Below are 12,495 nucleotides of genomic sequence, written 5' to 3'. Positions count from 1 at the left end.
GAGCTGTCGATGCGGCGTCTGGGCGGCGTCAGTTGTCAGGTCGGCGCTGCGCTCTGTCGCGACTGCCGGGACTCCGCCGCGATTGCCGGATGGCGCTACGCGTGTGCGACCGCGGACATCCGTAGTGCCGGGCGAAACGACGAATGGTCCGACTCTGCGCCGTCTGTTAAATGGCTTAACCAGTGAAGGAAGCGCTCACCCGGACGCATTCCCGAGGTGTGACTCGACGGATGAAGACAGTCACCTCCGACGACGGAACGGAGATCGCGTACGAACAGCAGGGCGACGGACGACCGTTCGTCCTCGTCCACCCAGGGGCCATGACCCGGCACTACTGGGGCGAACTCCGCCCGCACCTCACAGCGGACGGCGAACTCCTGGTCCCCGACCGCCGCTGCCGCGCGCCAGCGGCGACGCCGACGACTACGCCCCGGAACGGGAGGTAGCCGACGTCCGTGCCGTCATCGACGCCGTCGACGGGGGACCGCGTGCTCTTCGGTCACTCCTCCGGCGGCCTCGTCGCGCTGGAGGCGGCCCGGAGAGCGTCGGTCGACCGGCTGATCCTCTACGAACCGGCCATCCTGGTCGGGGAGCACCGCAAGGACACCGGTCTCGCCGCCCGGATGCAAGAATTCCTCGACGAGGGCGAGCGAGAAGAGGCCGTCAAGCTGTACTTCCGGGTGGCCGACGGGACCGACGACGTCGAGCAGTGGCCGATCTGGCCCGACTGCGTCGCCCTCGTCGAGACCATGGTCCGGGAGAACCGCGCCATCGAGGCGTATTGCCTCGACGACGACCTCGACGTCTCGGCACCGGCGCTCCTGCTGACCGGCGAGGAGGGGCCGGAACACCTCCGCGCGGCGACCCAGGCGCTCGACGACGCGCTCGACGACAGCCGACTCGTCGAACTGGACGGCGTCGGTCACGGCGGCATCTCCCGAGCGCCCGAACTTGTGGCGAACGAGGTGCGGTCGTTCCTGCGCGAGACCCGGCCGTCGTAACGGACGCGAACGATGTCAGGTCCCCGGGATGGTCGAGACGGGGCGGTCGATTCGGTCTCGGAACCTCGACGATAAAGTAGATACTGCGATACGAAACGCGGGTATCGACGCGTGACGTCTGTTCCGGAACGTCTTCGTTCGGAGCAACAGTCGTGGTGCCGTCGCTGGCGGTCGTCCCTGCGTTCAGGGCACTGGCTGGACGACGCTCGTGGTCGTGTGCCGTTCGCCTGTCGGACCTGCGTCAGCGTCACGCGCGGCCCGGGGAGGATTCGTTCGACGGTCTACGACGCGTCGTCCGGCGCGTCGGACTCCTCCTCGATGATAGGGAGTCGGCGGACCACGAGCACCGGGGCGAGCGTGCGTCCCGCGATGCGCTCCGACGGCTCCCCGAAGACGAGTTCGCGGACGGACGGACGGCTCTCCCCGATGATAACGAGGTCGGTGTCGTCCGACGCAACCTCTGTGATGGCCTTGATCGGCGTCTCGCTGACGGTCACCTCCCGGTCGATAGCCGCGGCCGCTACCCCCTTCCCGACGAGCGACTTGGTCGCCTCGTCGAGCAGTCGCTCTCCGCGCGCTCGCTCCTCCTCGGACGGCGCCACGTGGGTCAGCGTCACCGTGACGTCCGAATCCGACGTCAGCATGGCCGTAACCGCGGTGATGCGGTCCACGTTGATGTCTTCGCTGAGTGGCACCAGAATCCGGTCCACACTCGGTGCGGGGTTCGGCAGGAGAATGGCGTCGCTTTCCTCCTCCAGTGCCACGCGTTCGAAGGTCTGGGTCGGGTCGGGAGTGAAGACGAATCGCGCCTCGACGGCCACACCAGCATCTCGGAACGCGGTCACGAGGTCGTTCAACTCCGCCCGGGCCTGCTCTCCGAACTCCGCTCGGGCCTGCTCCGGTGCGGTCTGGTCGGGGATCGCGTGATAGCCGAGCAGCACCACGCGCACCGACGCGAGTACGTCGATTAGCGCCGCCGGCACCTGCTCACCGTCAAGAACCTCGACGGGGACCAGGACTGTCATCTCGTCGTCGTTCGTTCCGGTCATCGTCACAGCCTCCCCCGTAGTTCGACGTCGCTGGCATAGTACTGTTGCCACACCCCTGCTGCGAGCATGACGGCGACCCCGATGCCCTGCGAGAGCGGTTGCATGAACGCGAGCAGTCCGAAGCTCGCGAGCGCGCCGAGCACCGGTAACGCGGGATAGCCGGGACTTCGATAGTCCGGGTCGTACCAGTCCGGCGAGCGTCGCCGGAGGGTGACGAGGGTGACACACATCAGCCCGTACATCAGGAGGTGGAGGAACGACGCTACCTCCGCCAGCACCTCGACACGACCCAGCACGACCAGCAGGAGGATGGGACCGCCCGCGAGGGCTAGCGCCACGTGCGGCGTGTTGTACCGTCGATTGAGCTTTCCTGCCTGCTCGGGAACCAGTGCGTCACGACTGAGGGCGTAGAGCGCACGCGACGAACTCAGGATCGACGCGTTCGCGCTGGAGACGGTCGCGAGCAGCCCTGCGACGAGGATCGTGACTGCGCCGCCGTTGCCGACGAAACTCCGTGCGACCTCGACGAGCGCTGTCTCGCCGAACGTCGCGAGCGTCGTGCTCTGGAACGCGCTGGTCGCGACGAGCACCGTCGCCACGTTGAATATCGCGACTAGCACGACCGAACCGACCATCGCGCGGGGAAGGTTCCGACTTGGCTCCTTGATGTCGCCTGCGACCGTCGCCACCTGTGCGAAGCCGAGATAGGCGGTGAACACGAACGCTGTCGTCGTCAGGATCGGGAGGACCCCGAAGGGCGCGACGGCCTCGGGGGTCGTCTCTCGCCCGAAGAGGCCGAGCGCGTCCAATCCACCGTAGACGAGAAACAGCGACAGGATTCCGATCAGGAGGGCGACGACGGTGTTCTGCAGCTTCGTCGTGTTCTCCGTCCCCACGACGCTCGCGGCCGTCAATCCGCCTCCCACCAGCACCGCCAGGACGGAGGCGACGCCCGTCGTTCCGACCGAGGTCCCGGCCTCGGCCAATATCGCCGCAGCGTACTGGCCGAACCCGACGAGATAGAACGCGGAGGCGAAGATGAGCCCGAGCCACATGCTCAGCCCGACCACTGCGCCGTACGGATTCCCCATCCCGCGAGAGATGAAGTAGTAGCCACCGCCGCTCTGGGGCATCGCCGTCGCCAGTTCGGAGGTCGGAAGGGCGACCAGGAGCGCGACGACCGCTCCGAGAGCGAACGAGAGGGCGGCCGCGGGTCCGGCGCGTCCAGCGGCGAGTCCGGGAAAGACGAAGATTCCGGCACCGATCATCGTCCCGACGCCGATCGCGATGCCGCCGGGCAGATCTATCGTCCGCTCCAGTTCGACCACTTCCTCGGAGACCACCATCCCGTCCCCTGTTTCGTCCGCGACGTCCGGGGCCTCCTCTTCCGCCGACCCGAATCTCGATAAATTCAATTCTCGTTCTTGTCCACTCATTCGCTGATAGGGGAGGATGGAAACCGAACCCCTATATTTCCACGTGGTGGACGTCGGCGGACCGGGCGGCCAGTTCCCGGTTATGCAGGAACACTCGGACTAGTACGCTTTCTCTCGACTCCCGCGTCCACGGCCCGGGAACTGGACAACGTTTTTACGTGACCCGACCGACAGTTCGGTTGAGGCCCATGGAGACCCTATCCTTCCACTGAGCCGGGTCGCTCGCCTCGCTTCCGGAGTGCCGGAACCGTAGCGACCGCCCGGTCTCTTCGTTCTTCGGCCGGACCGGAGCCGTCGGTCCGTCCGTCGGTGTCGCTCGCTAGCCGATACCACGCTCACAGCACGAATGCAACAGGATTCAGGAACCGGTACGCCGGCGGTCGTCGCCCGGCGTGCCGACGCGAACCCGGTCGAGACGGACGAGATACGAGCGCTCGCCGCGGCGGCGGGCTACGACGTCGTCGGGGCGGTGACGCAGGCCCGGCCCGAGGACCCCGGCACCTACCTCGGGGCTGGCAAGGTCGAGGAACTCGCCGACCGCGCCGCCGAGACAGGTGCCGGGCGGGCCATCGTCGACGGGCAGTTGACGCCCGGCCAGCACACGGCGCTCGGCGACGCGCTACCCGAGGGGACCGCCGTCTCCGACCGCTACCGCCTCGTCCTCGAGATATTCGGGGAGCAGGCGAGCACGCGTCGCGCGCAGTTGCAGGTGGAACTCGCGCGACTGAAGTACGAACTGCCACGCATCCGCGAGGAGAGCGACGAAGGGCTGTTCAACCGCTGGTCGGAGTCGGGAACGCGACTGTACGACGTCCGGGACCGCATCGACGAACTGGAGCGGAAGCTCGACGACCTGCCGAACCCGGCGGAACAGCACCGCGAGCAGCGTCGCGAGCAGGGGTTCGACCTCGTGACGCTCGCCGGCTACACGAACGCGGGCAAGTCGACGCTGCTGCACCGCCTCGCCGACGACCTCGCGATGGACGCCGAACCGGACCACCCCGACCGCGACGCCACCGCCGCCGTCGAGGACCGACTGTTCAAGACGCTCGAGACGACGACCCGGCGGGCGACGCTCGGCGACCGACCCGCGCTGGTCACCGACACCGTCGGATTCGTCGACGACCTGCCCCACTGGCTGGTCGAGTCGTTCTCGACGACGCTCTCGGAGGCCGCGGCGGCCGACGCGGTCGTGCTGGTCGTCGACGCCAGCGACCCCGTCGCGGAGTTCGAGTCGAAGCTCTCGGTGTCGCTCGACGTGCTCGACGCGCAGGGCGTCGAGCGCGAGCGGGTCGTGGCCGCGCTGAACAAGGTCGACCTGCTCGCCGACGCCGAACGCGAGCGCCGGGTGGCCGCCGCGGCCGACGCCGCACCCGCCGTCGTCCCCGTCAGCGTCGTCGAGGGGACGAACGTCGACCGACTGGTCGCCGCCGTCCGGGAGCGCCTGCCGACCGAGCGGGCGGCGCTGACGATGACCAACTGCGACGCGGCGATGAGCGTCGTCTCGTGGGCGTACGACCACGCGACCGTCGAACGGGTCGGCTACGCGGACGGGACGGTGTCGCTTTCGGTCCGCGGCCGTCCCGACGTGGTCGAGCGCGTCCGGTCGCAGGCGGAGGACGTCGCGGAGTAGGGCGGCCATCCCGTCTCGCCGCGTCGAACCACCGCCATTGAAGCGGTCGAGCGTCGAACTCCCACCGAGAATCGATGCCGACCGTTACACACGACGGAGTCGAACTCTACTACGACGCCGAGGGGCCGTCCGACCGCGACGCGGTCGCGTTCGTCGCGGACGTCGGCTACGGCGCGTGGCAGTGGGGCTGGCAGCACGCCGCCGTCGCCGGCCCGTTCGAGTCGCTGGTCTGGGACCTCCGCGGCACCGGTCGGTCGGACGCGCCGCCGGGCCCCTACAGCGTCGAGGCGCTGGCGGCGGACCTGGAGGCCGTCCTCGCGGACCACGGCGTCCGCCGCGCCCACGTCGTCGGCGCGGGACTGGGCGGGATGGTCGCGCTGCAGTACGCGCTCGATTACTCCCGGGCGCGGACGCTCGCCCTGGTCGGCACGTCGCCCGGTGGACCGCAGGCGGTTCCGACGCCCGAGGACGTCCGCGAGCAGTTGCTCGTCGACGAGAAGACCGAGGAAGCGATGCGGGAGTCGCTCCGCCCCGTGCTGTCCGAGGAGTTCTTCGCCGCCGACCCCGCGGAGATCGTGGAGTGGCGGCTGGCCGAGGACGCCGCCCCCGACGCCCAGCGGGCGCAGTTCGCTGCGATGGACGACTTCGACGTCGCCGACCGCCTCCACGAGATAACGGTGCCGGCGCTCGTGCTCCACGGCACGGACGACCGCGTCGTCCCGGTCGAGAACGGCCGCCTGCTCGCGGCGAACCTGCCGCGAGGCGAACTCCGGGAGCTTGAGGGTGCGCCGCACCTCGCGTTCGTCGAGCAGTCGAGGACGGTCAACGACGAACTGCTCGCCTTCCTCGAATCGCACGCCGAGACCGCGCTCGACGGGGACTGACGGGGCTACCACGACGACGGTCGGCGACGCGACCGCCCCCGGTCGTCAACGACTCCCGGTCGGTCGTCGCGTCGCCGAGGTCGACGGCGGCCGCCGCGAGTGCGGTGGTGGAACGGCGGTTTCCGGCGGCTTCACTGTCCGAACGGCCCGACGGCCGAAACGATACCGTAACGATGGCTTTAAACGCCGCCGCGGGGAAATCAGTCGTATGACGACGCTCTACGACGTTCCGGCGGATGCGCTCATCGACGCGCTCGCCGAGGACCTCGAGGATCGACTCGACCAGCCCGACTGGGCCGAATTCGTGAAGACCGGCGAGCAGCGAGAGCTGCCGCCCGAACAGGAGGACTTCTGGGCGACCCGCGCCGCCAGCCTCCTGCGCAAGGTCGCGACCAACGAGCCGGTCGGCGTCGAGCGCCTGGCCACCGAGTACGGCGGCAAGAAGGGCGGCTCGACGCGCTACCGCGTCGCCCCCGAGCACCGCGCCGACGGCAGCCGGAAGGTCATCCGGACCATCCTCCAGCAGCTCGAAGACGAGGACCTCGTCAAGACCGCCGGTGGCGAAGGTCGTCGCATCACGGCCGAGGGCCGCAGCCTCCTCGACGACACCGCGGGCGAGGTCATGGAGGACCTCGACCGGCCGGAACTCGAACGCTACGCGTAAGCCGACGCTCCGCTCGCTTCGCCGCGCCGGCTCGCGCCCGAGTGCGCCGTGATACCCCGCTCCGTAATTGTTTTTGCCAGTGGAGAGTAAACCACAAGTAGAGCCATGAGCGGCAGTCCCGACGACGAACGACTCGAAGAACTCCGGAAACAGAAGATGGAGGAGCTGCAGGACCAGCAGGGCCAGGAGGAGGCCCAGCAGCAGGCCCAGCAGCAGGCCGACGCCCAGAAGCAGGCGCTGCTTCGCCAGCACCTCACCGACGGTGCCCGCAAGCGTCTCAACTCCGTCCGCATGAGCAAGCCGCAGTTCGCCGAACAGGTCGAGCGTCAGGTCGTCGCGCTCGCCCAGAGCGGCCGCATCGCCGACAAGATAGACGAGGACAAGATGAAAGAGATCCTCCGCGAGCTGAAACCCGACAAGAAGAGCTTCAACATCCGTCGTCGTTGAGATGGACCTCGGACTCCTCTACAGCGGCGGCAAGGACTCCACGCTCGCCGCACTCCTGCTCGACGACTTCTACGACGTGACGCTGGTCACCGCTCACTTCGGCGTCACCGACGACTGGCAGCACGCCCGGGAGACCGCCGAGACCGTCGACTTCCCCTTCGAGACGGTCGAACTCGACGCCGACGCCGCGGATTCGGCCGTCGAGCAGATGCTCGAAGACGGCTATCCGCGCAACGGCATCCAGCAGGTCCACCAGCACGCCCTGGAGACCGTGGCCGACATGGGGTTCGACGCGGTCGCCGACGGGACGCGCCGCGACGACCGCGTCCCGACCATCTCCCGCGCGCAGGCCCAGAGCCTCGAGGACCGGTACGACGTCGACTACATCGTCCCGCTGGCCGGATTCGGACGAGGGGCCGTCGACCGCCTCGTCGACGCGACCCTCGCCGTCGAGTCGGGACCGAGCGAGGAGGTCCGCAAGGCCGACTACGAGGCCGAACTCCGGGCGCTGCTCGCGCGCGAACACGGCGTGGACGCCGTCGAAGACGTGTTCCCCGACCACGAACAGACCTACGTCACCGGTTTTCTCGCCGACCGATAGGTCCGGTCGGCCACGCTCGTCGCTCACCTTCCGAACCGCTCACGGGCGCACCGTTCGCTGAAGAACGTTTAAACGGTCTCAATCCCTAGATGCGCACATGAAATGGAAAGCAGACTGGGGGCTCCGGGCCCGGATGGGCCTGACGATGTTCCTGCTGTTCGCGCTGTACATCGTCTTCGTCGGGGCGTTGCTGGTCTACACCGACGGCAGCATCCTGCTCGTCGCGCTGGTGTTCGGGAGCTTCTCTCTCGGTCAGTTCTTCTTCAGCGACAAGCTGACGCTGTGGAGCATGGGCGCGAAGGAGGTCAGCGAGAACGAGTATCCCGAACTGCACGGGACGGTCGGGCGACTCTCCCAGCAGGCGGACTTGCCGAAGCCGAAGGTCGCCGTCGTCGACAGCAAGGTGCCGAACGCCTTCGCCACCGGCCGGTCGCAGAAGAACGCCGCCGTCTGCGTGACGACCGGGCTGCTGAACGCGCTGAACCGCGACGAACTGGAAGGCGTGCTCGCCCACGAACTCGCCCACGTGAAGAACCGCGACATGATGGTGATGACCATCGCGTCGTTCCTCTCGACAATCGCGTTCATGGTCGTCCGCTGGGGCTGGCTGTTCGGCGGTGGCGGCAACAACGACCGCGGCCAGCCGTCGGTGTGGGTCGCCATCCTCGCCTCCTTCGTCGTGTGGATCGTGAGCTACATCCTCATCCGGGCACTCTCGCGGTACCGCGAGTTCGCGGCCGACCGGGGTGGCGCGAGCATCACGGGCAAGCCGTCGGCGCTCGCCTCCGCACTGTTGACCATCGACGGCCGCATGGACAAGGTGCCGAAGCGTGACCTCCGCGACGAGGCCGAGATGAACGCGTTCTTCATCATCCCCATCAAGAGCGGCATCATCGGCAAGTTGTTCAGCACGCACCCGAGCACCGAGGCCCGCGTCGAGCGCCTCCGCGAACTCGAACGCCAGATGGAGTCGGCCTGACGCGGTTCCCGTCGGCCGTCACCTGTCGTCAACTTTTCTGCTCCACCGGCGAACGCGACCCGCAGACACATCTTCTCTCGGCCCCGATACCCTGTCGGGGGTAACAGTGCCTGACGAGAGCGACAAGTATCCAGAGGAGACCGGACGTAGACGGTTCGTCAAGGGAGTCGTCGGTAGCGCCGCGCTCGCCACCATCGGCGTCGGCAGCGCCGCCACGCTGAACCTGTCGACCTCGCCGACCGGGAGGGGTGGCGGCATCACGCAGTTCTTCGGCATCGAGATCGTCTCGGGGCCCGCGCCGAACGGGATGCCACAGATACCCGTCGAGATCGACGACGAGGGGTACCTCAGGGGCGTGTTCCCGGAGCCCCAGACAGTCGAGCAGCAGGGTCGACAGGTCCAGGTCGCCCGGACGCAGATCGGCGGTATCACCTACTCGTCCGAGTGGTTCCAGTACTGCGGCGTCCAGACGTACCCGGGCGTCAGGCCCGACGCCGACCAGGAGAACTACTTCCGGTACGCCGACAGCGCGCCGTACCAGTGGCAGAACGAGGACGTCTCGGCCGGCGACCGGATGAACATCGACGACTTCGAGGACTACGAGACGTGGGGCAACGACATCGGTGCCGCCGGACTCGGCAAGCCGGCGATGGGGACGTGGCGCTCCCAGGACGTGCCGCCGGCCGGCACGTTGCCCGTCCAGGTCCTCCGGGTCGCGCCGGACAAGTTCGAGGAGATGCAGGCGAACGTGTCCGCGGGGCAGTGGCTGGAGGCGAGCACGCAGGAGAACTTCGTCGCGTGGCTCAACAAGTGCACGCACTTCTGCTGTGTCCCCTCGTTCAAGGGGACGGCCCAGAGCGCCAAGTTCGGAGCCTCGAACGAGGTCTACTGTCCGTGTCACCAGTCGGTGTACGATCCGTTCAATCCGACTGAGTACACGTTCGTCGCGCTGCCGCGAACCGAGGGGGACAGCGACGAGGGTGGCGAGTAGCTCCTTCTCGCGCCGGCGTCACGGCGTCTTGACGTAAGCGTACCCGTCGGTCTGGAGCTTCGTGAGTTCGCCCACGCCTGCCGGCACCGTCTCGACGCCCGAGAGCAGGTCGCCGTCGGCGTAGTCGAACGCGTCCATGCTGTTGCGGCAGGCCGCGAACCTGACGCCCTGCTCCGCGAGCGACCGCACCCGTTCGGCGACCGTCGAATCGGTCGTGACGAGCTTGACGCCCGCGCCGTTCGCGACGAGTGCGACGTCCTCGACGGGCGTGGAGTCGTCGCCAAGCAGGTTCGCCACGTTGGCCATCGCGTGTCCCTGTACCTGTTCGCCGCCGCTGAAGTGGAAGACGGTGCTCATGGTGGTCTCGGTGTCGTCGGCCGTGGTCTCGGTGTCGGTCGTCTCCGTCTCGTCGGTGTCCGTCGTCGTGGTGCCAGCGTCGCCGGTCGTCGGGTTCGCACCGGTGTCCCCGGCGGAACAGCCCGCGAGCGCGACGGCGGTTCCGGCGCCGGCCAGTTCGAGGAATCGCCGGCGGGAGTGTCGACTCATCGGTCGAAACGAGTCGTCCGCACCTCTTTATTAAACGGCACCTAAGCCGGGCAGAAGAGGGCGACCGCTGTAAGCCGGGCAGAAGGGGTGGTCGGTGCGCTCACGGCCGCGTCACTGGTCGAACTTCTCCAGGAGCCGGCCGTAGAAACCGCTCTCACCGCCGTCGGCGAGCTTCTCCACGATGAGCTCCGGCGTCGAGCGCGCGAGGTGGTCCTTGACGGGCGAGCGCTCGACGACGAGTTCGCCGTCGACCAGCCCAGTCGCCTCGATGCCGTCGACGGCGATCGGATAGTCGGCCACGTCGCGTATCTCCGCCGCGAGGTGGGAGACGAACACGCCGGTGACGTCCCGTTCGTGGAGTTCCTCCAGGATACCGGCGACGATCTTCGCGCTCGCGCCGGGTTCCGTGATGCTCTCGAGTTCGTCCACGAGCACGAGGCGGTCCGACGCGCCGTCGGTCAGGTCCGCGAACTCGCGCAGCGTCGACTCGAACGCGCCGGCGTCGAGCGTCCCCTGGGTCTTCTCGTGGTAGTGCAGTCGCTCGAACCGCTGGAGGCGGGCCGAATCGGCCGGCACGGGCAGGCCCATCTGGGCGAGGACGACCACCACCGCGACGAGGTCGAGCGTCGACGTCTTCCCGCCGCTGTTGACGCCCGAAAGCAGTGCGACCCCGGAGACGCCGTAGTCGACGGGGTCGACCTCCTCGACGGGCACGTCGAGCAGGGGCGACCGCCCGCCCTCGATTTCGAACCCGCGGCCGTCGAACGTCGGCATCGTGCAGTCGAAGTCGCGGGCGAACCGCGCGACGGCGAGTTCCACGTCGAGTTCCAGCGCGGCGTCGACCAGTCGCTCCGCGGCCTCGCGGTGGTCCGCGAGCGTCCCCGCGAGCTCGCGCTTGCGGCGCTCGGCGCGGCGGGCCTTCGCGGTCTGGAGTTGCTCGCGCAACCGCGCGACCACGTCCTCCTCGCGCTCGACGGGGAACGTCGGCTCGTCGGGGAACGCCCGCCGGGCGACCTCGGCCTCGCCCTCGTCCAGGTCGAGCGCGTCCACGAGGTGGTCGCGGGCCGCGGCGACCGCCGCGTCGTACTCGTCGGCGAGTTCGCGCGAGAGCAGCGAGTCCACGCCGGCACCGCGTTCGACCAGCGAGAGGAGGTCCGACCCCTCGATGGTGACGTCGCGCTCGCGGATGGCCTCGCGCATCCGGTCGTTCGCCACGCTCTCGGCGGCCCCGACGGCCGCGTCGAGGTCGTCCAGCGCGGTCGTCAGCCTGTCTAGCTCCGCGTCGCCCGCCACCGCGCCGTCCTCGTCGACCCGTTCGAGCGCGGCCGCCAGTTCGTCCAGGTCGAGCGGCGCGTCGAGGTCGGCGGCGCGGTGGACCGCCGCGGCCGCCAGCAGACAGTCGCGGTTCGCGGCGAAGAACGCCAGCGGCCGCTCGGGGACGACCTCGGCCGGCCGGTCCAGCGCGTCGGGTTCGACGCGCACGTCGCCCTCGACCGCCACGCCAGCGAACGCCTCGTCGAGCGCGACGACCGTCGAGTAGCCGCGGGCGAGTTCGGCGAGTTCGCGGGCGTCGTCGACCACCTCGACCGGGAGTTCGGGGACGGCGTCCCGCGCGGCGGCGTACGTCTCGGCGTCCGTCGTCGCCAGACAGCGGTCCCGCACCGCGACGTCCCGCGGCGCAGACAGCGGTTCGACGCCGTCCAGCGCCTCCAGAACGGCGGGGTCCGGGTCGCGCTCCAGCGCCCGCTCGGCGAACTCCCGGACCTCCTCGATGCGAGACGAGCGCGGTGACGGGTAGAACGTCTCCAGGCGCTTCTCGGCGTAGGTCGTGACGGTCCGCTCCTGCAGCAGCGCGAGCACGCCGCGGTAGATCTCCCGCGCCCGGTCGGTCGCCAGGAAGCCGCCCGGGTCGTCGTGCTCGGTCCGGATGGCGGCGCGGGCGATGGACGCCGCGCGCCCCTCCGTGATGTCCGGCGCTCGCGCCAGCGCCGCCACGTCGCCAGTCTTCAGCGCCCGCTCGGGGTCGTCCAGCTCCGCGAGCGCCGCCGCCGTCTTCGTTCCGACGCCCGGTATCGCCTCCAACTCCATCGGGGGCGAGTTCTCACGTCACTCCTAAAAAACGTTCCCTGGGTTGGAGTGGCGTCCGGTGTTTGCGATTGAGGTACTGTCTCGGCCAGTTGCTCTACTACGGTCGTGACGGCCTCGAAAGCCCCTGGCGGCTCCGGTCGATGCGCTCGCTGCGCGCGCTCCCTCCGGTCGCGTGC

Annotated in this window: 13 protein-coding genes; 9 read left to right on the top strand and 4 right to left on the bottom strand. The window is 68.9% G+C overall.

Annotation, left to right across the window (positions count from 1 at the left end):
- The first annotated feature begins 230 nt into the window (after positions 1–230).
- Together NKT36_RS07785 and NKT36_RS07780 are read left to right on the top strand one after the other, a co-directional pair.
- The gene (locus tag NKT36_RS07785) at positions 231–446 is read left to right on the top strand and encodes an alpha/beta fold hydrolase (protein ID WP_327050479.1); all 216 of its coding nucleotides are present in this window, start codon (positions 231–233) and stop codon (positions 444–446) included.
- Between the two features lie 9 nt (positions 447–455).
- Positions 456–1,001, top strand: coding sequence for an alpha/beta fold hydrolase (locus NKT36_RS07780; RefSeq protein WP_327050478.1), 546 nt, complete (start codon positions 456–458; stop codon positions 999–1,001).
- Between the two features lie 281 nt (positions 1,002–1,282).
- Here NKT36_RS07780 and NKT36_RS07775 read toward each other — a convergent pair whose 3' ends face one another.
- Positions 1,283–2,050, bottom strand: coding sequence for a universal stress protein (locus tag NKT36_RS07775; protein ID WP_327050477.1), 768 nt, complete (start codon positions 2,048–2,050; stop codon positions 1,283–1,285).
- A 2-nt stretch (positions 2,051–2,052) separates the two neighbouring features.
- Positions 2,053–3,486, bottom strand: a complete 1,434-nt coding sequence (locus NKT36_RS07770) for an APC family permease (RefSeq protein WP_407652158.1) — start codon at positions 3,484–3,486, stop codon at positions 2,053–2,055.
- Between the two features lie 346 nt (positions 3,487–3,832).
- Here NKT36_RS07770 and hflX point away from each other — a divergent pair, with 346 nt between their 5' ends.
- The 7 genes from hflX to NKT36_RS07735 all read left to right on the top strand — a co-directional run bounded on the left by hflX (position 3,833) and on the right by NKT36_RS07735 (position 9,685).
- Positions 3,833–5,119, top strand: coding sequence for a GTPase HflX (hflX, locus tag NKT36_RS07765; RefSeq protein WP_327050476.1), 1,287 nt, complete (start codon positions 3,833–3,835; stop codon positions 5,117–5,119).
- 74 nt (positions 5,120–5,193) lie between these two features.
- Positions 5,194–6,003, top strand: coding sequence for an alpha/beta fold hydrolase (locus tag NKT36_RS07760; protein ID WP_327050475.1), 810 nt, complete (start codon positions 5,194–5,196; stop codon positions 6,001–6,003).
- A gap of 208 nt (positions 6,004–6,211) precedes the next feature.
- The gene (locus NKT36_RS07755; RefSeq protein WP_327050474.1) at positions 6,212–6,667 is read left to right on the top strand and encodes a 30S ribosomal protein S19e; all 456 of its coding nucleotides are present in this window, start codon (positions 6,212–6,214) and stop codon (positions 6,665–6,667) included.
- A 105-nt stretch (positions 6,668–6,772) separates the two neighbouring features.
- Complete coding sequence (locus NKT36_RS07750) at positions 6,773–7,114, top strand: DNA-binding protein (RefSeq protein ID WP_327050473.1); 342 nt, start codon at positions 6,773–6,775, stop codon at positions 7,112–7,114.
- 1 nt (position 7,115) lies between these two features.
- Positions 7,116–7,715, top strand: a complete 600-nt coding sequence (locus NKT36_RS07745) for a DUF7411 family protein (protein WP_327050472.1) — start codon at positions 7,116–7,118, stop codon at positions 7,713–7,715.
- A 97-nt stretch (positions 7,716–7,812) separates the two neighbouring features.
- Positions 7,813–8,694, top strand: a complete 882-nt coding sequence (htpX, locus tag NKT36_RS07740) for a zinc metalloprotease HtpX (protein WP_327050471.1) — start codon at positions 7,813–7,815, stop codon at positions 8,692–8,694.
- 106 nt (positions 8,695–8,800) lie between these two features.
- On the top strand, positions 8,801–9,685 hold the full coding sequence (locus NKT36_RS07735) for a ubiquinol-cytochrome c reductase iron-sulfur subunit (protein WP_327050470.1): 885 nt from the start codon (positions 8,801–8,803) through the stop codon (positions 9,683–9,685).
- Positions 9,686–9,703: 18 nt separating this feature from the next.
- Here the strand turns inward: NKT36_RS07735 and NKT36_RS07730 are convergent, their stop codons facing one another.
- A complete protein-coding gene (locus NKT36_RS07730) occupies positions 9,704–10,231 on the bottom strand; it encodes a DsrE family protein (protein WP_327050469.1) in 528 nt (175 codons plus the stop codon).
- Positions 10,232–10,342: 111 nt separating this feature from the next.
- Positions 10,343–12,319: a MutS-related protein gene (locus tag NKT36_RS07725; RefSeq protein ID WP_327050468.1), complete on the bottom strand. Its 1,977-nt coding sequence runs from the start codon at positions 12,317–12,319 to the stop codon at positions 10,343–10,345.
- Positions 12,320–12,495 lie beyond the last annotated feature (176 nt).

The organism is Halomicrococcus gelatinilyticus (assembly GCA_024227995.1).
In the GTDB taxonomy this organism is placed as follows: Archaea; Halobacteriota; Halobacteria; order Halobacteriales; family Haladaptataceae; genus Halomicrococcus; species Halomicrococcus gelatinilyticus.
The sequence above is the reverse complement of the archived record's forward strand: the minus strand, read 5'-3'. Positions and strand labels throughout refer to the sequence as shown.